This is a genomic window from Paraburkholderia sp. CNPSo 3076 (genome assembly GCF_026343935.1).
Taxonomy (GTDB): domain Bacteria; phylum Pseudomonadota; class Gammaproteobacteria; order Burkholderiales; family Burkholderiaceae; genus Paraburkholderia; species Paraburkholderia nodosa.
Genome location: NZ_JAPMAL010000001.1, coordinates 424626 through 444540, shown reverse-complemented (window position 1 = coordinate 444540; position 19915 = coordinate 424626). Strand labels below are relative to the sequence as shown.

Annotated in this window: 18 protein-coding genes and 1 pseudogene; 11 read left to right on the top strand and 8 right to left on the bottom strand. The window is 65.0% G+C overall.

Annotated elements, in window-relative coordinates:
- Positions 1 to 2: 2 nt before the first annotated feature.
- The 3 genes from M3A49_RS01960 to M3A49_RS01950 form a co-directional block, all read right to left on the bottom strand.
- A complete protein-coding gene (locus M3A49_RS01960) occupies positions 3 to 704 on the bottom strand; it encodes an SDR family oxidoreductase (RefSeq protein WP_266227275.1) in 702 nt (233 codons plus the stop codon).
- A gap of 45 nt (positions 705 to 749) precedes the next feature.
- Complete coding sequence (locus M3A49_RS01955; protein ID WP_266227274.1) at positions 750 to 1802, bottom strand: cyclase family protein; 1053 nt, start codon at positions 1800 to 1802, stop codon at positions 750 to 752.
- 73 nt (positions 1803 to 1875) lie between these two features.
- Complete coding sequence (locus M3A49_RS01950; RefSeq protein WP_266227273.1) at positions 1876 to 2619, bottom strand: IclR family transcriptional regulator; 744 nt, start codon at positions 2617 to 2619, stop codon at positions 1876 to 1878.
- 96 nt (positions 2620 to 2715) lie between these two features.
- Here M3A49_RS01950 and M3A49_RS01945 point away from each other — a divergent pair.
- A pseudogene (locus tag M3A49_RS01945) lies at positions 2716 to 2994 on the top strand (DinB family protein); the annotation flags it as partial.
- Here M3A49_RS01945 and M3A49_RS01940 read toward each other — a convergent pair.
- Positions 2991 to 3956, bottom strand: a complete 966-nt coding sequence (locus tag M3A49_RS01940) for a LysR family transcriptional regulator (RefSeq protein ID WP_254354019.1) — start codon at positions 3954 to 3956, stop codon at positions 2991 to 2993. The pseudogene M3A49_RS01945 and the gene M3A49_RS01940 overlap by 4 nt on opposite strands.
- A 140-nt stretch (positions 3957 to 4096) precedes the next feature.
- Between M3A49_RS01940 and M3A49_RS01935 the strand changes: the two genes are divergently transcribed.
- Positions 4097 to 6382, top strand: a complete 2286-nt coding sequence (locus M3A49_RS01935; RefSeq protein WP_266227272.1) for an NADP-dependent malic enzyme — start codon at positions 4097 to 4099, stop codon at positions 6380 to 6382.
- A gap of 81 nt (positions 6383 to 6463) precedes the next feature.
- Here M3A49_RS01935 and M3A49_RS01930 read toward each other — a convergent pair whose 3' ends face one another.
- Entirely contained in the window at positions 6464 to 6733 is a 270-nt protein-coding gene (locus M3A49_RS01930; protein ID WP_266227271.1) for a hypothetical protein, read from the bottom strand.
- Between the two features lie 353 nt (positions 6734 to 7086).
- On the opposite strand from M3A49_RS01930, the gene M3A49_RS01925 reads away from it, so the two are divergent.
- Positions 7087 to 7440 (top strand): hypothetical protein, encoded by a 354-nt coding sequence (locus tag M3A49_RS01925; RefSeq protein ID WP_266227270.1) that lies wholly within the window; start codon positions 7087 to 7089, stop codon positions 7438 to 7440.
- Positions 7441 to 7459: 19 nt separating this feature from the next.
- On the opposite strand, the gene M3A49_RS01920 is transcribed toward M3A49_RS01925, so the two are convergent.
- The 3 genes from M3A49_RS01920 to M3A49_RS01910 all read right to left on the bottom strand — a co-directional run bounded on the left by M3A49_RS01920 (position 7460) and on the right by M3A49_RS01910 (position 10143).
- Complete coding sequence (locus M3A49_RS01920; protein ID WP_266227269.1) at positions 7460 to 8008, bottom strand: GNAT family N-acetyltransferase; 549 nt, start codon at positions 8006 to 8008, stop codon at positions 7460 to 7462.
- Positions 8009 to 8059: 51 nt separating this feature from the next.
- Positions 8060 to 8650, bottom strand: a complete 591-nt coding sequence (locus M3A49_RS01915) for a helix-turn-helix domain-containing protein (RefSeq protein WP_266227268.1) — start codon at positions 8648 to 8650, stop codon at positions 8060 to 8062.
- Between the two features lie 101 nt (positions 8651 to 8751).
- A complete protein-coding gene (locus M3A49_RS01910) occupies positions 8752 to 10143 on the bottom strand; it encodes a uracil-xanthine permease family protein (RefSeq protein WP_266227267.1) in 1392 nt (463 codons plus the stop codon).
- A gap of 172 nt (positions 10144 to 10315) precedes the next feature.
- Here M3A49_RS01910 and M3A49_RS01905 point away from each other — a divergent pair, with 172 nt between their 5' ends.
- The 8 genes from M3A49_RS01905 to rhmD all read left to right on the top strand — a co-directional run bounded on the left by M3A49_RS01905 (position 10316) and on the right by rhmD (position 19880).
- On the top strand, positions 10316 to 11095 hold the full coding sequence (locus M3A49_RS01905; protein WP_254354014.1) for a DeoR/GlpR family DNA-binding transcription regulator: 780 nt from the start codon (positions 10316 to 10318) through the stop codon (positions 11093 to 11095).
- A 298-nt stretch (positions 11096 to 11393) separates the two neighbouring features.
- Positions 11394 to 12944: a glycerol-3-phosphate dehydrogenase gene (gene glpD, locus M3A49_RS01900; protein WP_266227266.1), complete on the top strand. Its 1551-nt coding sequence runs from the start codon at positions 11394 to 11396 to the stop codon at positions 12942 to 12944.
- Positions 12945 to 13036: 92 nt separating this feature from the next.
- Positions 13037 to 14539 (top strand): glycerol kinase GlpK, encoded by a 1503-nt coding sequence (glpK, locus tag M3A49_RS01895; RefSeq protein WP_266227265.1) that lies wholly within the window; start codon positions 13037 to 13039, stop codon positions 14537 to 14539.
- A 113-nt stretch (positions 14540 to 14652) separates the two neighbouring features.
- The gene (locus tag M3A49_RS01890; RefSeq protein WP_028203061.1) at positions 14653 to 15369 is read left to right on the top strand and encodes an MIP/aquaporin family protein; all 717 of its coding nucleotides are present in this window, start codon (positions 14653 to 14655) and stop codon (positions 15367 to 15369) included.
- A 228-nt stretch (positions 15370 to 15597) separates the two neighbouring features.
- Positions 15598 to 16461 carry a fumarylacetoacetate hydrolase family protein gene (locus tag M3A49_RS01885; RefSeq protein ID WP_266227264.1) on the top strand — a complete coding sequence of 288 codons (864 nt, stop codon included), beginning with the start codon at positions 15598 to 15600 and terminating at the stop codon, positions 16459 to 16461.
- Positions 16458 to 17210, top strand: coding sequence for an SDR family NAD(P)-dependent oxidoreductase (locus tag M3A49_RS01880; protein WP_266227263.1), 753 nt, complete (start codon positions 16458 to 16460; stop codon positions 17208 to 17210). Before M3A49_RS01885 ends, M3A49_RS01880 begins: the two co-directional genes overlap by 4 nt.
- A 96-nt stretch (positions 17211 to 17306) precedes the next feature.
- Positions 17307 to 18677 (top strand): MFS transporter, encoded by a 1371-nt coding sequence (locus M3A49_RS01875; RefSeq protein ID WP_416338899.1) that lies wholly within the window; start codon positions 17307 to 17309, stop codon positions 18675 to 18677.
- Positions 18678 to 18701: 24 nt separating this feature from the next.
- Positions 18702 to 19880: an L-rhamnonate dehydratase gene (gene rhmD, locus M3A49_RS01870; protein ID WP_266227262.1), complete on the top strand. Its 1179-nt coding sequence runs from the start codon at positions 18702 to 18704 to the stop codon at positions 19878 to 19880.
- The last annotated feature ends 35 nt before the right edge of the window (positions 19881 to 19915 follow it).

Sequence of the window (19915 nt, the reverse complement as noted above, 5' to 3'; positions counted from 1 at the left end):
CTTCAAACCCCCGCGACGCCAACGGTCATGCCGCCGCACACATAGAGCACCTGGCCGGTGACGAAGCCGCTGCGCGCGTCGAGCAGATACGAGGCCGCGTGCGCGACATCGTCGGGCGTGCCTACGCGCTTGACCGGCACGGCATTGATGATTGCTTCGGTGCGCGGCGCGCCAGGCGGATTGGCACGGTCGAACAGTTCGGTGCGGATCGGTCCCGGGCCAATGGCGTTCGCGGTCACGCCGAATGCGCCGAGTTCGAGCGCCCATACACGCGTCATGCCGATCAACGCGGCCTTGGTGGCCGAATAGGCCGTGCGCAGCTCTTTGCCGAGCGCGGCGCGCGACGACATGTTGACAATGCGCCCGAAGCCCGCGGCCTTCATGCCGGGCAACAGCGCCTGCATACACTGCTGCGCGCAGCGCACGTTGAGGGCCCACGCGCGTTCGAGTTCTTCGAGCGACTGGTGCTCGGCGTCGTTGGGCACGACCACGCCCACGTTGTTGATGAGGCGCGTGATGGGGCCACCTTCCAGCGCGCGGACGAGCGCCGCTGCCGTTGCCACGGTGTCGGAGAGATCGGCGATGATGCCGTCGCCCACGCGGTCGATCACGACGGCCTCGTAACCGTCGGCCTCGCAGCGCGCGGCGCACGCGGCGCCGATGCCGGCGGCGCCGCCGGTAATCAGGACTCTTTCTTTAGCCATGTTCATCAGGAATGCGGATAAAACAAAGGATTGCGAATTCGTTCGTCAAACCGTCGCGACGGGCGTGACAGGCGAGCCCATGGCGCCCGGCAGCCGCAGCGGCGGCGCGGTGAGCATGAAGCGCGAGCGCTGGTGCTCGCGCAGCCACTGGGCGAGATCGCGCAAATACCAGAGCTCGCCCAGCGGCAGGCCGAGCTTGAAGAGGCAGTGGTGATGCAGCGGCATGAGCGGGTGGTCGCCGGGTGTGGAGGCCGCACGCGCGGGGTAACGTTCAACGGCGTAGTTGTCGGCGGCGAGCGCCGCGATGCCCGAATCGGTGATCCATTGCAGCAGGCGCTCATCGCGCCCGTCGAGTGCGCTGCAGTGGCTCGACAACACGGCTTCGTCGGGCTGGCGGTTCATTTCGAGCACCATCTCCGCGAAGCCGGTGCGCAGCACGAGCATGTCGCCGCGCTCGACTTCCACGCCGTCGGCCTCGATCACGCGCATCAGGTCGTCGTAGCCCACGGTGCGAAACTCGCGGCCAAAATGCGCGGCGAAATCGATCAGCACGCCGCGGCCCTGCATGCCCTTGACGGCAAGGTGCTCGATGCCGAGCACGTCGGCATGGCTATGCTCGCCGCCGCACGCGTGAGGCGCGAAGTTGTCTTCCGCGCGATATTCCATCGGGCCGACCACGTCCACGTTCGCGCGATAGCCGTTGTAGTAGACGCTCTCGGCCACGCCGTCGCCGTTGGCGTCGAAGCGCGCGCCCACGTGCGCAAGCGAATCCCACTGCGTGGAGTATTGAAGCGAGAGCAGCACCTGATCGTCGCTCACCACGTCGGTCGCGCCCGCAACGTTCCGCGCGAACGGGAAGTTCACATAGGGCAAGCCGTCGCGGAAGGTGGGACGCAGCACCGGCGGATGGCGGCGCACGTTGAGCTTGCTGTCGCCGGGAAAGTCGAGCGGCAGCGAAAGCGTGAACGTGAGACCCGCGCGTATCTCCTGCGCGCCCTTGAGCACCTGCTCGGCGCCGATGAGGTTGGGGCGGCCCAATTGATCGTCGGGACCGAAGTCGCCCCAGTTCGAGCCTTCCGGCCGGTTCTTCCAACGCATGCTTAACCCTCCACTTCAGGAATTCCGCGTTTCGCGCCTCGCTGCATTCAGCGCCCGGGGCGCTTGATGTGCCTTACGCGGCAAGCAGCGTTGGCGGGATTTGCGCGTACACCTCGAGCAGCGCCTTCACGGCGTTCTGCTCGTTCTTGAGAAGACGCGCCTTGGGCGCGCCGATGACGAGCGCAAACGCCTCGCCATGAATCAGGAAACCGCGCGCGAGGCCGGCTACGTCCTCCACGCTCTCGCCCGTCGAGCGATGCCAGCCGTCCGACACGCCCTGCTCGACGTCGCGCTCGAACGTGCCGCGGTCGATCTCCGCGCCGTTGGCCGAGTGCAGCTGCGGCTCGCAGCTGTCGAGCAGTTTGCGGCGCGCGGCCGGAGCGAGCGCGCCGAGCAGCGCCTTGCCCGCGGCGCTCGCAATGGTCATGAAGCCGCCCGGTTCGTCGCTGTAGCGGATCTTCTGGCGCGACTCCATCACGTCGAGATAGACCACGCGGTTGCCCGCAAGCGTGGCGAGCGCGGCGGTTTCGCCGGTCGCGTCGCGCAACGCGGAAAGCAGCGGCTGGAACATCAGCGTGAGCGGGTCCTCGCTGCAAATGTCGCGCGCCACGTGCAGCAGACGCTGCGTGGGGTAATAGCCCGCTTTCACGCCCGGCGCGTACAGATAGCCTTTGGCCACCATCGTGTGCAACAGCGCGTGGCAGCTCGACAGCGGGATCTCGGTTCGACGCGCAATCTCGCTGTAGATCATCGGTTGCCGGACTTCGGCAAAGAGGTTGATCACGTCGAAGACGCGCACTGCAGTTTTCACATCCATGAGAGTATTATCAGCATACCGATAACCAGCTGACAATACGATTACGGGTAAACACCTAAATCGTCGCAGTGATTGAGTTTGCCCCCGTCTGCATTTCTCGCGGCGCTCGTCAAGCGCGTGCCCATGAACCTATGGGCGCGCCGGCCCTGCGGCACGGGCTTCTCGTTGCTCGAACACGCATGCCATTTGCGCGATCTCGACGCCGTTTTCGCCTCGCTCAAACGCCTCACGCCCGAGCAGCGTTTGCGCTGCGGGCTGCGCGACGGTGTACGCCGCATGACGCTGGAAGAACTCGTGCGCGAACTGCTCGACCACGACCGTACGCACGGCCTGGAGCTGGAGGAGCTGGAAAGCGAGCTGCAGGAAACGGCTTAGCCCCGCGCCTTCTCCGCCTCCTGATAGAACTCGCGCAGCGACTGCCCGAAGGTGGCGTCGACATCGCGCAGCACGCCCGCGCGCGTGAACATCGCAACGGGAGGCAGCGTCCAGTCGAGCGTGTACGGCACGATCGCCACGCCCGCGAAGTGCACGAGTTCCTCGGCAATATCGGCGGGCACGATCGACACGGCGTTCTCGTTCGTGCTGATCATCTCGCCGATCAGCCGCGACGTATAGCTCTCCACGATCGGCACGGGCGGCGCCACGCCCGCATGCAGGAAGAGGTCGGAAATCTGCTCGCGGATGGGCGTATGCGGCGCGCCGAGGATCCAGTCCAGTTCGACCAGCTTTTCCCAGTCGAGCTTGCCGCGCGCGAGGCGCGCCGCGAGCCGGCGGCTGGCGATGAGCCGCGGCTTTTGCTGATGCAGCACCTCGAAGCGCAGCTGCGAGACATCGACCGCCGAAGACGCGCGCCCGATCACGATATCGAGCGTATGGTCGCGCAGCTGCGGCAGGAGCGCGTCGCTCGTGCCTTCGTGAATCGTCATGGTGACGCGTTGCGGCAGCCGCGACTGCGTGAGGCGAATGGCGGCGGCGAGCGTGCGCCCCGAGATGAACGGAATCACGCCCACGTGCACGCGCGTGGCGTGGCCGGCCACCACGGCTTCGATGTCGCGCGCGAGGTGGTCGAGGTCGTGCAGCATGGCCTGGGCGCGCGCGAGCACCACGTTGCCGAGCGCCGTGGGCGTCATGCCGCGCGGCGTACGGTCGAAGAGCGGCGCGCCGAACATGCTCTCCATTTCAGCCAGCGCGTTGGTGATGGCCGGCTGGCTCGTCGCCATGTGTTCCGCCACGCGCGTGAGCGAGCCGTGCTGGCGGATCTGCAGGAGCAGGACCAGATGGCGCATTTTCAGGCGCGTATTCAACCGCCTCGTCACGTCGTCAATGCTGAAAGACACGATTCCCCAGGGTATTACCAAAAAATGATGGCCCCATACTAAATCAAAATGAGCAGGTTATGAGGGCTCTCTAGAATCGCTTCATTCGAACATGACCGCCGCGCCTTCCGTGCGTGGGGCACACCATCAGAGTGAGGAACATGAACAAGACCGATCGTCAGGCCGCCCTCGAATATCACGAATTTCCCACGCCGGGCAAGATTTCGGTGACGGCCAGCAAGCCGCTCGTCACCCAGCGCGACCTCGCGCTCGCCTATACGCCGGGCGTGGCCGTGGCCTGCGAGGAGATCGTCGACAATCCGCAGAACTCGTTCCGCTACACGGCGCGCGGCAATCTGGTGGGCGTGATCACGAACGGCACGGCCGTGCTGGGGCTCGGCAACATCGGCGCGCTGGCCTCCAAGCCGGTCATGGAAGGCAAGGCAGTGCTCTTCAAGAAGTTCGCCGGCATCGACGTGTTCGACATCGAAATCACCGAAAGCGACCCGGACAAGCTCGTGGACATCATCGCGAGCCTCGAAGCCACCTTCGGCGGCATCAATCTGGAAGACATCAAGGCCCCCGACTGCTTCACGGTCGAGCGCAAGCTGCGCGAGCGCATGAAGATTCCGGTCTTCCACGACGATCAGCACGGCACCGCCATCACCGTTTCGGCCGCGTTCATGAACGGCCTGAAAGTGATCGGCAAGGACATTTCGAAGGTCAAGGTCGTGACCTCGGGCGCGGGCGCGGCGGCGCTGGCCTGTCTGGACCTCATGGTGGATCTGGGCCTGCCGCTCAAGAACATCTGGGTGACCGACATCGACGGCGTGGTCTACCAGGGCCGCACGACGCTCATGGACCCGGACAAGGAGCGCTTCGCGCAGGACACCTCGGCGCGCTCGCTTTCCGACGTGATCGAAGGCGCTGATGTGTTCCTCGGCCTGTCGGCTGGCGGCGTGCTCAAGGCCGAGATGGTCAAGAAGATGGCGGACCAGCCGCTGATTCTCGCGCTCGCCAACCCCACGCCGGAAATCTTCCCCGAGGTCGCGCTCGAAGCGCGCCCGGACGCGGTGATCGCCACGGGCCGTTCGGACTTCCCGAACCAGGTCAACAACGTGCTGTGCTTCCCGTACATCTTCCGCGGCGCACTCGATGTGGGTGCAACGACCATCACGCGCAACATGGAAATCGCAGCGGTGCACGCGATCGCCACGCTCGCGGAAGAAGAGCTGAACGATTCGGTGGCGGCCGCATACGGTGCCTATGATCTGCGCTTCGGCCCGAAGTACCTGATTCCGAAGCCGTTCGACTCGCGTCTGATCGTGCGTATCGCGCCGGCCGTTGCGAAGGCGGCGATGGAAGACGGCGTGGCCACGCGCCCCATCGACGACTTCGGCGCCTACACGAACGAGCTTCAGCAGTTCGTGTATCACTCGGGCGCGTTCATGAAGCCGATTTTCGCGGCCGCGAAGCAGTTCGTGCGTGACGGCAGCAAGTCGCGCATCGTGTTCGCCGAAGGCGAGGAAGAGCGCGTGCTGCGCGCGGTGCAGGTGATCGTCGACGAGAAGCTCGCGCGTCCGATCCTGATCGGCCGCCCCGAAGTGCTGCTCGCCCGCATCGAGAAGTTCGGCCTGCGCCTGAAGCTCGGCGAAGACGTGGAAGTCACGAACCCCGAGTACGACGAGCGCTTCCACCAGTACTGGACGACCTATTGGGAACTGCGTTGCCGCGACGGCATTTCGAAGGAAATGGCGCGCGTGGAAATGCGCCGCCGCCTCACGCTGATCGGCGCGATGATGGTGCGCCTGGGCGATGCGGACGGCATGGTGTGCGGCACGGTGGGCGCGTATCACGACCACCTGCGCTTCGTCGACGAGGTGATCGGCAAGCAGCGCAACGCGAATACGTATGCGGCGATGAACATTCTGCTGCTCGACAAGCGTACGGTCGCGATCGTCGACACGCACGTGAACGACAACCCGAACGCCGAGCAGATCGCCGAATTCACGCTGGCTGCAGCAGGCCAGATGGAATGGCTGAATCTGCAGCCGAAGGTCGCGCTGCTCTCGCGTGCGAACTTCGGCTCGGGCAGTTCGGCTTCGGGCACGAAGATGCGCGAAGTGCTCAAGCTCGTGACGGAAAAGAATCCCGATCTGGAAATCGACGGGGAAATGCACGGCGACTGCGCGCTGGACGAAGCCCTGCGCCTGCGTATCCTGCCGCATTCGAAGCTCAAGGGCGCGGCGAACCTGCTCGTGTGTCCGAACGTGGACTCGGGCAACATCGCCTACAACCTGCTCAAGACGGGGGCGGGCAGCAATGTGGCGGTCGGGCCGTTCCTGCTGGGCGTGAATGCGCCGGTGAACGTGCTGACGTCGAGCTCGACGGTGCGACGCATTATCAACATGGCCGCCTTGACCGTGTTGCAGGCGAACCGCGACTGAGTGCAGGCACCGGACGCACGCAGTGCGTCCCGATGAAAAACGCGCGATGGCTTCTGGCCGTCGCGCGTTTTTTCTTTTGGATCAGGCCGGCGTATCGGCGAGCTGTTCGTCGATCAGGCGGCAGGCCGCGCTGTAGCCGCCCATCAAGGCGTCGATATCGGAGTGGAAGGGCAGCCCGGCGGCGTTGTCGATTTTCAGGGGCGAGGGCGAGGCGCGCTCGTCGATCGCCGCGATGCTCACCACCGCTGCATAGCGAGGCCGTTCGATTTCCAGGCGCTCGAGCGGGATCGTGCCATTCGCTTCGACGCCAACGCGGATTGCGTAGCCGCGATATTCATAAGTGCGATTCATGACTGCATTGCCGTACGGATTACAACCTGCAAGCGTACGGCGCGCGAGCTTAAGTCAACCTTACGTAAGCACGGTATGAACTGGAAGAGACCTTGTCATATTGCGCACGAATCGAGGCAAGACGAAAGGTGCTGAAAGGCGTTGGTTGGTAAGGTGCGCAAAGGATTATCGTCCGACGAAAATAGCGTGTTCGCAGGCGCCTTCCCTTAAGGTTCTCTTCAGCTTGGAGCAGGCACGATCTCATACCTCTGCCCAGCGTCGCGCATTGCCATGCGCTTGACATTCTCGAGGCGTAGGGTGGACCCAGCCAGACTGGATATCGTTGTCCGCGCAACTTTCTGGAGTGCAGCCCCATGAAGCCGCCGACCGATCGCCTGCACGCCTACCTGTTCGTCGCTTCGCTTTCGGCGATCCTCATTCAGGTCGCCGTGTTCATTTCGATTCTCCTGCTGCACGTGCCGGAACGCGCCTTCGAGTCGTCGCCGTTTCGCGTGGCCGTGGTCGCGGCAATAGGCTGCGTGCTGCTCGTCGTGCGCAGGCAGGCGCGGCGCGCCTCGCGCGAGGCCGCGTCCCGCAACCGCAGTCAGGCGAAGCTGCGCGCGACGCGCGCGGCGTGCACCTCGAAGCGTGCGGCCCGCGCGCCGCTGCGGGCGCGCCATATCCGCAGTGCCATGACGGCGGCTGCGGCCCGTTCGAGCGCACGTTGAGGCGCCGGGCGCGTGCGCCTCAGCCGTCCACCGGCGGGGCGGGCATCGCCAGATTGAGCTGGTAAAACGCGGCGTCGAGCCAGCGTCCGAACTTGAATCCCGCTTCCTTGATCGTGCCCGAGTGCGTGAAGCCCAGCTTGGCGTGCAGCGCGATGCTGCCGGCATTGGTGGCGTCGATGCAGCCCACGAGCACGTGAATCTGTTCCGCATGGGCGCGCCGGATCAACTCGAGCAGCAGGCGCTCGCCGAGGCCACGGCCGCGCTGGTCGCGGTGCACGTAGACGCTGTGCTCGACCGTGTACTTGTTGGCGGGAAACGCGCGAAACGTGCCCCAGCTCGCGAAGCCGAGCAGCGTGCCGGCCTCGTCTACGGCGCCCACGACCGGAAAACCGTTCGTGCGCTTGGTGCCGAACCACGTGACCATGGCCTCGGGCGGACGCGGCTTGTAGTCGTAGAGCGCCGTTGAATTGACGATCGCGTCGTTGAGGATCTCGAGAATCGCCAACGCATGGTCCGCTTCGTTGCAATCGATGAAGCGCACGCCATCGCTCTGTGAGTTCGAATTCATAGGGAATCCTCTTTAAATGAATAAGGTGGAAGATCGGCGAATGACGCGGGTTCAGATACCGCTGACGTCGCAAATGGCGACGACGTAGTGCGCGGGCTGCGAGCCTGGATTGCTGAAGATCAGCGGCTGATCGAGCCGCATGGCGAGGCAATCGCCTGCATGAAGCGAATGTCGTTGATTGCCCAGCTCCACGTCGATCCGTCCTTCCATCACCCAGACCTGCTGGTGAATCACAGTCTCGCGGCTGCCCGTTTCGTAGGCTACGCGCGCGCCGGCCGGGAAATCCACTTCGACCAGCTGGATCGACGAAGGCCAGTTGGGCGGCGACACGCTCCGGCGCGTATAGCCCGACTGCGGGTCGCGCCACTGTGCCTGCTGCGCGCGGCGCACCAGCGGCTCGGCGGGCGCGCTCTCGCCGCTTGCGCCGAACAGGCTCGCCATCGAAACCGACAGCCCCGCCGCGAGCTTTTCGAGCACCACGGCCGTGGGGCTGGCGGCGCCGCGCTCGATCATCGAGATCATCGAACGGCTCACGCCGCTGCGCGTGGCCAGCGCGTCGAGCGTCAGGCCGCGCGTGGCGCGCAGGTCGCGCACACAGCGGGCAATGCGCTCGTTGATGCCGGCGTCGGTCGGGGTATCCATTGGGTTTGTTTCCAAGATGATGGAGTCATTATCCAGTAAATTGGAAATTACGGTCAACAAAAAGCGTGCGGTCCGGTATCGGGGCCACACGCTCGGCAGGGTTACGGCTTTTCCGGCAGGAACCAGTTCATCACGAGCGCGCAGATGCCGCCCGTTGCAACGCCCGACTCCAGCACGTTCTTGAGCGCATGGGGCAGGCTGGTCAGAATCTCCGGCACCTGCGAGACGCCCAGGCCCAGCGCCAGCGATACCGCGATGATGAGCAACGCGCGGCGGTCGAGACGCGTGCCCGCGAGGATGTTGATGCCGGATGCGGCCACCGCGCCGAACATCACCATGGCCGCGCCGCCCAGCACGGGTTCGGGCACGGCCTGCAGCACGCCGGCCACGGGCGGGAAGAGGCCCAGCACGACGAGCATACCCGCGATCCAGAGGCCCACGTGGCGGCTGGCTATGCCGGTGAGCTGGATGACGCCGTTGTTCTGCGCGAACACGGAGCTGGGAAACGTGTTGAAAAAGCCCGCAATCAGCGAGTTGAAGCCGTTCACAAGCACGCCGCCCTTGATGCGCCGCATCCACACGGGACCTTCCACCGGCTCTTTCGACACCTTGCTGGTGGCGGTGACGTCGCCGATCGCTTCGAGCGAGGTCACGAGGTAGATGATCAGCATGGGCACGAAGAGCGACCACGAGAAGCCCAGACCGAAATGCAGCGGCGTCGGAATCTGGAACAGCGCGGCTTCGCGCGCGCCGGTGAAGTCGAGCCGACCCATTGCGCCCGCAACGATGTAGCCGATGGCGAGCGCAATGACGAGCGCCGTGCTGCGCACCCAGACGACGGGCACGCGGTTGAGCACGATGATGGTGCCGAGCACGAGGCCCGAAAGCGTGAGGTTCTGGACGCTCGCGAAGTTGCCTTTGGCGATGGCGCCATAGCCGCCGCCCATGCTGATGAGGCCGACCTTGATGAGCGTGAGGCCGATCAGCAGCACGACGATGCCGGTGACGAGCGGGGTGATGAGGCGCTTGATGAAGGGCAGGATGCGCGACACCGCCATTTCGACGAACGAGCCCGCAATGACCACGCCGAAGATGGCGGCCATCACGGTTTCGACGGGCGTGCCCTGCTTGACCATCAGGCTGCCGCCCGCGATCAGCGGGCCGACGAAGTTGAAGCTCGTGCCCTGCACGATGAGCAGCCCCGCGCCGAGCGGCCCGACGCGCTTGCATTGCAGGAACGTGGCGATGCCGGAAATCACCAGCGACATCGAGACGATCAGCGTGGTGTCGCGGCTGGAGACGCCCAGCGCCTGGCAGATCAGGAGCCCCGGCGTGACGATCGGCACGAGGATCGCGAGCAGATGCTGAAGCGCGGCCACGAAGGCGATGGTGGGCGCGGGGCGGTCGTTGGGGCCGTAGACGAGGTCGTGGGTGGGTTCGGTGTCGTGCGCGCCGCGGGTGGCGGCGGGCGAAGTCGATGAGGCGGGTTGCATCGGGCGCGGCGGGTGAAAAGGGAAAGCGCAGCATTTTAACGGAAGCTCAGGGGGAACCCTGGGCGCGCCCGCGTCCCCCATTACTTGCGTACGGCTTGCATCGGCTTTCTCCTGAATCGGGTGGGCAAGCCCTTACAATAGGCCGGTCCTCACTTGCGTGCCAAACGAGCCAATGACACGAGATCCTCGCCTCACCCTGAACGCGCGCCAGCAGGCAATGCTCGAATGGGTGCAACGCGACGGCTTCGTCACGGTCGACGATCTCGCCTCGCATTTCGACGTCACGCCGCAAACCATTCGCCGCGACGTGAATTGGCTCGCCGACATGAATCTGCTGCGCCGCTATCACGGCGGCGCGAGTCTGCCCACGAGTTCGGAGAACGTCTCGTACAGTGCGCGGCAGCACATGTTCCATGATGAGAAGCGCCGCATCGCGGCCCTTGCGGCCCAGCACATTCCCGATCAGGCATCGCTCTTCATTAACCTCGGCACGACGACCGAGGAAGTCGCGCGCGCACTCAATCATCATCAGGGCCTGCGCGTCGTCACGAACAACCTCAACGTAGCGAGCGTGATGAGCGGCTACCCCGACTGCGAAGTGATGATCACGGGCGGCGTCGTGCGGCCCTGGGACAAAGGCATCGTCGGCGAGCACACCATCGACTTCATCCGCCAGTTCAAGGTGGATTACGCGATCATCGGCACCTCGGCCATCGAGACCGACGGCACGCTGCGCGACTTCGACACGCGCGAAGTCCGCGTGGCGCAGGCCATCATCGAGCATGCGCGCACGGTCTACCTCGTGGCCGACCATTCGAAGGTCGGCCGCCCGGCGCTCGTGCGCCAGGGGCATCTGAGCCAGATTCACGCGCTCTTCACCGACCAGCCGCTGCCCGAGGAAATGAACGAGGCGGTGCTCGCTGCCGGCACGCAGGTTCACGTCGCCGCGTAAGGCGCGGGATTGTCGTCCGCGCTTGTTCTGAGCGCGTCGTCCGCGCGTTTTCTCTATTTCCGATCTGAAGTCCAGCGCGTTTCGCGCGTGGGCGGGACGCGTTGTCTGGCCCGGAACGCGCTCGCGCCCCGTTTTCATTCGCGCCTGACGAACGTTCGTAACCTGTTCGATGAATGTTCGTTTACGCACTGCTTTCGGTCAATTCCCCGGAAATCCAACCTTTACTTTTTCGTTCTTGTTCGATAAATTTCGAATTCGAACATTTAGAGGTTCGTTTTTCTTTCAGGGACACAGCAGGGTGACTCAACAGAACCGGTACGATCTGCTCGTCGTGGGCGGCGGGATCAACGGCGCGGGCATCGCGCGCGACGCGGCCGGCCGCGGGTTGTCGGTGCTCCTTTGCGAGCAGGACGATCTCGCCTCGCATACCTCGTCGTGCAGCACCAAGCTGATTCACGGCGGGCTGCGCTATCTCGAGTACAAGGAATTCGGGCTCGTGCGCAAGGCGCTGCAGGAGCGCGAAACGCTGCTGCGCGCAGCCCCCCACATCATGTGGCCGCTGCGTTTCGTCATGCCGCACATGCCGAATCTGCGTCCCGCCTGGCTCATTCGCATGGGCCTGTTTCTCTACGACCATCTTGCGAAGCGTGAATTGCTGCCGGGCTCGCGCGGCATCGACATGCGCCGCCATGCGGCGGGTGAGCCGCTCATCGACTCGATCCAGCGCGGCTTCGTGTATTCGGACGGCTGGGTCGACGACGCGCGCCTCGTCGTGCTCAACGCGCTCGACGCGCAAGAGCGCGGCGCGCAAATCCTCACCCGCACGAAGCTCGTTTCCGCCGTGCGCACGAATGCCACGAACGGCGCGGATGGCGAATGGCAGGCGCTCCTGCGCCGCCCGGACGGCAGCACCTTCGACGTGCGCGCTCGCGCCATCGCCAACGCGGCCGGCCCGTGGGTGGGCGAGGTGTTGCATGGTGCGCTCGGGCGCGGTGCGCAGCACAGCGTGCGGCTCGTGAAGGGCAGCCATATCGTCACGAAGCGCCTGTTCGATCACGACCACGCGTACATCTTCCAGAACCCGGACAAGCGCATCATTTTCGCGATTCCGTACGAGCACGACTTCACGCTCGTTGGCACGACCGACGTGGAGTATCACCACGACCCCGCGAAGGTCTCGATCGACGGCGACGAAACGCGCTATCTGTGCGAGTCGATCAACCGTTATTTCAAGCGCAAGATCTCTCCCGCCGACGTGCAATGGACCTACTCGGGCGTGCGTCCGCTGCTCGAGGAAGAGGGCGCGGCGAATGCGTCCGCCGTCACGCGCGACTACAAACTCGAACTCGACGAAACCGCTGGCGTGCCGCTGCTTTCGGTGTTCGGCGGCAAGATCACGACCTTTCGCAAGCTCGCGGAAGAAGCTTCGGACATGCTGTGCGGCGTGCTCGGCCACGCCGCGCCTTCGTGGACGGCAGGCGCGCCGCTGCCCGGCGGCGATATTGCGAACGCCCGTTTCGAGCCCTTTGCACAGGATTTCGCCAGACGCCACGCGTGGCTGCCTGCCGCGCTTGCGCGCCGCTACGCCCGCGCATACGGCACGCGCGCCGAGCGACTTCTCGGTAATGCGCAATCGCTCGCGGACCTCGGCGCCGAAGTCGCGCCGGGCATTTTTGAGGCCGAATTGCGCTACCTGCGCAACGCCGAGTGGGCCACGCGCGCCGAAGACGTGCTGTGGCGCCGCTCGAAGCTGGGCCTCCATGTCGCGCCGGGCACGCTCAACGGCGTGGCCGCCGCAATTGATCACTGGTTTGCCGCAACAAGCGCGATGGCGACCGCGCAGCACTGAAGTTCGCCGGCATCACGCAAGGTAAGGTACGTACCCCCACGCGCCGTCCCCGCGGCGCGTTATCACAACTAGTACAGACGGAGATGAGAGACATGCAGGAACAGTACATTCTTGCGCTCGACCAGGGCACCACGAGTTCGCGCGCCATGCTATTCGATCGCCAGGGCAACATCGTTTCGGTTGCCCAGAAGGAGTTCGAGCAGATTTATCCACAGCCTGGCTGGGTCGAGCACGATCCGCAGGAAATCTGGTCGACCCAGGCGGGCGTCGCCGCCGAGGCCGTGACGCGGGCCGGCATGAACGGCACCAACATCGCCGCGATCGGCATTACGAACCAGCGCGAGACGACGATCGTCTGGGACCGCGAGACGGGCCATCCCGTCTATAACGCCATCGTGTGGCAGGACCGCCGCACAGCCGACTTCTGCGACTCGCTCAAGGCGCGCGGCCTCGAAGAGAAAGTGCGTGCGAAGACGGGGTTGCCGATCGATTCGTACTTCTCGGCAACCAAGATTCGGTGGATTCTGGACAACGTGCCCGGCGCACGCGAAAAAGCGCGTCAAGGCAAGCTCGCGTTCGGCACCGTCGACAGCTGGCTCGTGTGGAACTTCACGAAGCACGAACTGCACGTGACCGACGTGACGAATGCGTCGCGCACCATGCTCTTCAATATTCACACGCGCCAATGGGACGACGAGCTGCTCGACGCCCTCGAAATTCCGCGCAGCATGCTGCCCGAAGTCCGTTCGTCATCCGAAATTTACGGTCCGACCAAGACCACGGTGTTCGCCTCGAAGATTCCGCTGGCCGGCATCGCGGGCGACCAGCAGGCCGCGATGTTCGGCCAGATGTGCACAAGCACGGGCATGGTGAAGAACACCTACGGCACGGGCTGCTTCCTGATGATGAACACGGGCACGCAGCCTATTGAGTCGAAGAACAACCTCGTCACGACGATCGCGTGGCAGATCGGCGACGAGGTCAACTACGCGCTCGAAGGCAGCATCTTCATTGCGGGCGCAGTAGTGCAGTGGCTGCGCGACGGCATGGGCATCATCAAGAGCGCGCCGGAAATCGAAGCGCTCGCCGCGAGCGTGCCGCACACGGACGGCGTGTACCTCGTGCCGGCGTTTGCGGGCCTCGGCGCGCCGCACTGGAACGCGCACGCACGCGGCACGCTGTTCGGCGTGACGCGCGGCACGACCTCGGCGCATCTCGCGCGCGCGGCGCTCGACTCGATCGCGTACCAGTCGCTCGACGTGCTGGCGGCCATGGAGGCGGATTCGGGCATCAGCGTGGGCGAGCTGCGCGTGGACGGCGGCGCGAGCGCGAACAATCTGCTCATGCAGTTCCAGGCGGATCTGCTCGGCGTGGATGCGGTGCGCCCGCAGATCACCGAAACCACGGCGCTCGGTGCGGCCTACCTCGCAGGCCTCGCAACCGGCTACTGGCAGAACGTGGGCGAACTGCAGAGCCAGTGGAAGCTCGACCGCCGTTTCGCGCCGTCGATGCAGGCCGCGCAGGTCGACGCCTGTCGCGCGGGCTGGCAGCGTGCTGTGCGTGCGGCCAAGGCCTGGGCGGACGACTCGCACTGAGCAACGCAGTCAGCTTTTCGATAAACAAGCATAACTAATTAACATAACCCGCAGCGGGATGGCATGCGCTTCGTGCGCATGCACCGCGCGGGCAGAGAGAGACTACGACAATCATGTCACCCTATATTGCGGAATTCATCGGCACGGCCATTCTCGTGCTGCTCGGTAACGGTGCCGTTGCAAACGTGCTGCTGGCGAAAACGAAGGGCAAGGGCGCCGACCTCATCGTCATCGTGATGGGCTGGGCGATGGCCGTGTTCGTGGCGGTCTACGTGACCGCCTCGTTCAGCGGCGCGCACCTCAACCCGATCGTCACGATCAGCCTCGCGCTCGCGGGCAAGTTCGCGTGGTCGAAGGTCGGCGGCTATATCGCGGCGCAGATGCTCGGCGGCATGGCGGGCGCGCTGCTCGTGTGGCTTGCCTATCGACAGCACTTCGCGAACGAAGCCGACCCGGACATCAAGCTCGCGGTGTTCTGCACGGCGCCCGCTATTCGCAGCAAGCGCCACAACGTGTTGACGGAAGCGATCTGCACCTTCGTGCTGATCCTCGGCGTGCTCTATCTGGCGTCGCCGCAGGTGGGACTCGGCGCACTCGACGCGCTGCCCGTGGGCCTGCTCGTGCTCGGCATCGGCATTTCGCTCGGCGGCCCGACCGGCTACGCGATGAGCCCGGCGCGCGATCTCTCGCCGCGCATCATGCACGCGCTGCTGCCGATTCCGGGCAAGCGCGACAGCGACTGGCGCTATGCGTGGATTCCGGTGTTCGGTCCGCTTGCCGGCGGTGCCGCTGCGGCCGGTCTCTATCATTACCTGCACGCCATGCACTGACCGCGCTGACCCATACCGCGCCTGTGAGACAGGCGCGTTGCAGTGCACCAAGCCCGCGTACGCCATGGCGTTCGCGGGCTTTTGTTCGTCTGCATACCCACGGCGCATAAAAGTGCAAAGGGCGCGATCCGGTTTCGCTATCGCCTCATGCGGCTTTCGGATTGTTCGGGTATCGCGGCACACCTATATTGGCTGTCAACGATCCATTCCAATATCTGGAGACACCGCATGAAGCTGGTCCGTTGGGGCAGTAAGGGAGCTGAAAAGCCGGGTGTGATCGATAACGAGGGGCGCGTGCGCGATCTCTCCGGCGTCACGCCGGACGTGGCGGGCAAAGGTCTGGGCGCGGCCGCGCTGCGCCAACTCGCCGAATACGATCTCGCCGCCTTGCCGCTCGTTCCCGCCAACACCCGCCTCGGCCCCTGCGTGGGCAGCGTCGGCAAGATCGTCTGCGTGGGCCTCAATTATTCCGACCACGCCGCCGAATCGAACATGCCTGTGCCCACGGAGCCCGTGCTCTTCCTCAAGGCAACGAGTTCCCTCACCGGCCCCAACGACGACGTGCTGATTCCTCCGGGCGCGAAGAAGGTGGACTGGGAAGTCGAACTGGGCGTGGTGATCGGCGAAGCAGCGCGCAACGTGCCGCGCGAGCGCGCGCTCGACTACGTGGCCGGTTATTGCGTGGTCAACGATGTTTCCGAGCGCGCATGGCAGATCGAGCGCGGCGGCCAGTGGGACAAGGGCAAGGGCTACGACACCTTCGCGCCGCTCGGCCCCTGGCTCGTCACGCGCGACGAAGTCGCCGATCCGCAGGCGCTCGACATGTGGCTCGAAGTCGACGGCAAGCGCTACCAGAACGGCAACACGCGCACGATGATCTTCGACGTGGCCACGCTCGTTTCCTATATCAGCCAGTTCATGAGCCTGCAGCCCGGCGACGTGATCTCGACGGGCACGCCGCCGGGCGTCGGCATGGGGCAGAAGCCGGAGCCGATCTATTTGCGCGCGGGACAGACCATGCGGCTGGGCGTGAGCGGCCTGGGCGAACAACAGCAACGCCTCGTGGCGGAACAAGGAGGGCAGGCGCAATGAATCAACTGGATCTGAACAATCGCGTGATGGTCGTGACGGGCGGCGCGCGCGGTCTGGGTTATGCCGTGGCGCAGCGGGCACTGCGCTCGGGCGCGGCGGTCGCGCTCTGGGACATCGACACCGAACGGCTCGAACGCGCGCGTACCGAGTTGGCGGAGTTGGGCAGCGTCTCAGTGGTGAAGGTCGAATTGACCGACGAAGCCTCGGTCGAGGCAGCCGCACAGCAAACCGTGAAAACGCACGGCGCGATTCACGCACTCGTGAACAGCGCGGGCATTACGGGCGGCAATGGCCTCACGTGGGAGTTGCCCGTGGACGTGTGGCGCCGCGTGATCGAAGTGAATCTGATCGGCAGCTACCTGACCTGCCGCGCCGTGGTGCCGCACATGATCGAGCAAGGCTACGGGCGCATCGTCAATATCGCCTCCGTGGCCGGCAAGGAAGGCAATCCGAATGCTTCGCACTACAGCGCATCGAAGGCCGGGCTTATCGGCCTGACCAAGTCGCTCGGCAAGGAGCTTGCCACGAAGGGCGTGCTTGTCAATGCCGTGACGCCGGCGGCGGCCAAGACCGAGATTTTCGATTCGATGTCGCAGCAGCATATCGACTACATGCTCGCGAAGATCCCGATGAACCGCTTCCTGATGCCGGACGAGGCGGCTTCGATGATCGTGTGGCTCACGACTGAAGACTGCGCGTTCAGCACCGGTTCGGTGTTCGATCTTTCGGGCGGGCGCGCGACTTACTGAGGCGGGAAGCACGACCCGCGCGCTTCGGCCGGACAACGCGCGCGGGATCACGATAACGGCGCGGTGGTAATAGAAGAGCGCCGACAGGAGACATCGATGTCGATCGAGGCACCTACCCTGGTACCTAAGCTGGCACCTACGCTGGCAGAAACCGCGGGCCGCAAGGCCATGCGCCGCCTCTTGCCTTTCCTGCTCTTGATGTACGTGCTCGCGTTTCTCGACCGCGCGAACATCGGCTTCGCGCAAAAGGCGCTGTTGCACGATACGGGCCTTTCGGACGCGGCATTCGCTTTCGGCGCGGGCGTGTTCTTTGTCGGCTACGCGCTCTTCGAAGTGCCGAGTAATCTCGCGCTGCACCGCGTGGGCGCGCGGATCTGGATGTGCCGCATCATGGTCACGTGGGGCTTGATTTCCGCGGCGATGGCGTGGGTCCAGTCGCCCACTTCGTTCTATGTGTTGCGATTCCTGCTGGGCGTGGCCGAAGCGGGCTTCTTCCCCGGCATCATCTATTACCTCACGCAGTGGTTTCCGCAGTCTTCGCGGGCGCGCGCTATCGGCGTGTTTTATTTTGGCGCGCCGCTGGCGTTCATCTTCGGCGGACCGTTGTCAGGACTTCTGCTCGAGATGCACGGCACCTTCGGGCTGGCGGGCTGGAAGTGGCTCTTTCTCGTGGAAGGCGGCCTGGCCTCGGCAGTGGGCGTGTGGGCCTTCTGGTACCTCGTCGACAAGCCCGAGGACGCGCGCTGGCTCTCCCCCGACGAGCGCCGCGCGCTCACGAGCGCGATCCAGGTCGACGCGCGCGAGGCCGCCGCGCACGGCCCGCGCGATGCGCTCAGCGCGCTGTTCGACCGCCGCGTGCTTGCTTATGCCGGCATCTATGCACTGATCCAGATGAGCGTGTACGGCGTGATCTTCTTTCTGCCGCAACAGGTGGCCTCGCTCGTGGGCGCATCCGTGGGCTTGAAGGTGGGCCTGCTCGCAGCCGCGCCCTGGCTGTGCGCCGTGGCGCTCACGTGGATCGTGCCGCGCCGTGCAGACCGCCTCGGAGGCCATCGCGCATGGGCTGCGCGCCTGCTCGTGATGTCGGGTGTCGGCATCGCCGTCTCGGGCCTGGCGGGAGGCCTTGGCGGCACGGCGGGCGCGATCGTCGCGATGCTCGGCCTGTGCTGCGCGGCGAGCGGCTTCATTGCGGCGCAGCCGCTCTTCTGGACCTTCCCGGCGCGCGATCTCGCGGGCGCGGCCTCGGCCAGCGGCATTGCGCTCATCAATTCGCTCGGCGGTCTGGGCGGTTTCGTCGCCCCGCTGCTGCGCGCCGCCGCCGACCGACACTTTGCTTCCCACGCGGCGGGCCTCGAACTGCTCGGCCTCGCGAGCATTGCCGCCGCGCTGCTCATTCTTATCGTCGCGCCGCGTGCCGTTACGCCGGCGGCTCGCTCGTTCGAGCCGCCCGTGCGGCGCGCGCGTTAATCCACTACACAGGAGCTACGTCACATGGCCATGCCAACCATCAAACACGTGCGAGCCTTTACCGTGCGCGGCGGCGGCGCCGACTATCACGATCAACCCGACGGCCACTGGATCGACGACCATATTTCCACGCCCATGGCGCGCTATCCCGAGTATCGCCAGAGCCGCCGCTCGTTCGGCATCGACGTGCTCGGCACGCTCGTCGTGGAGGTGGAGGCGAGCGACGGCACCGTGGGTTTCGCCGTGACCACGGGCGGGGAGATCGGCGCATTCATCGTCGAGAAGCATCTCGCGCGTTTTCTCGAAGGGCAGCGCGTGACCGACATCGAGAAGATGTGGGATCAGATGTACTACGCCACGCTCTACTACGGCCGCAAGGGTGTCGTGCTCAACACCATCTCGGGCGTCGATCTCGCGCTGTGGGACCTGCTCGGGCAAATCCGCAAGGAACCCGTGTATCAACTGCTCGGCGGCCCCGTGCGCGACGAGCTGATGTTCTACGCCACCGGCGCGCGCCCCGATCTCGCGAAGGAAATGGGCTTCATCGGCGGCAAGCTGCCGCTGCTGCATGGTCCGGCCGAAGGTGAGGAGGGCCTCAGAAAGAACATCGAACTGCTCGCCACGATGCGCGAGCGCGTGGGCGACGACTTCTGGCTCATGTACGACTGCTGGATGAGTCTCGACGTGCGCTATGCCACGCGCCTCGCCGAGGCCGCGAAAGAGTACGACCTCAAGTGGATCGAGGAATGCCTGCCGCCCGACGACTACTGGGGCTATGCCGAACTGCGCCGCAACGTGCCGCGCGGCATGATGGTTTCTACCGGCGAGCACGAGGCCACGCGCTGGGGCTTTCGCATGCTGCTGGAAATGGGCTGCTGCGACCTGATCCAGCCCGACGTGAACTGGTGCGGCGGCATGACCGAACTCATCAAGATCTCGGCGCTCGCCGACGCGCACAACGTGCTGGTCGTGCCGCACGGCTCCTCGGTGTACAGCTATCACTTCGTCGTGACGCGCCATAACTCGCCGTTCGCGGAATTCCTCATGATGGCGCCGAAGGCCGACAAGGTGGTGCCGATGTTCACGCCGCTGTTGCTCGACGAACCGGTGCCGGTGAAAGGACGGCTCAAGGTGCCGGACGCGCCGGGCTTTGGCGTGCGGCTCAATCCGGACTGCAAACTTTCTCGGCCTTACACGCACTAGGCGCGCCGAACGCGCAGTAATCGAAGTTCATCAAA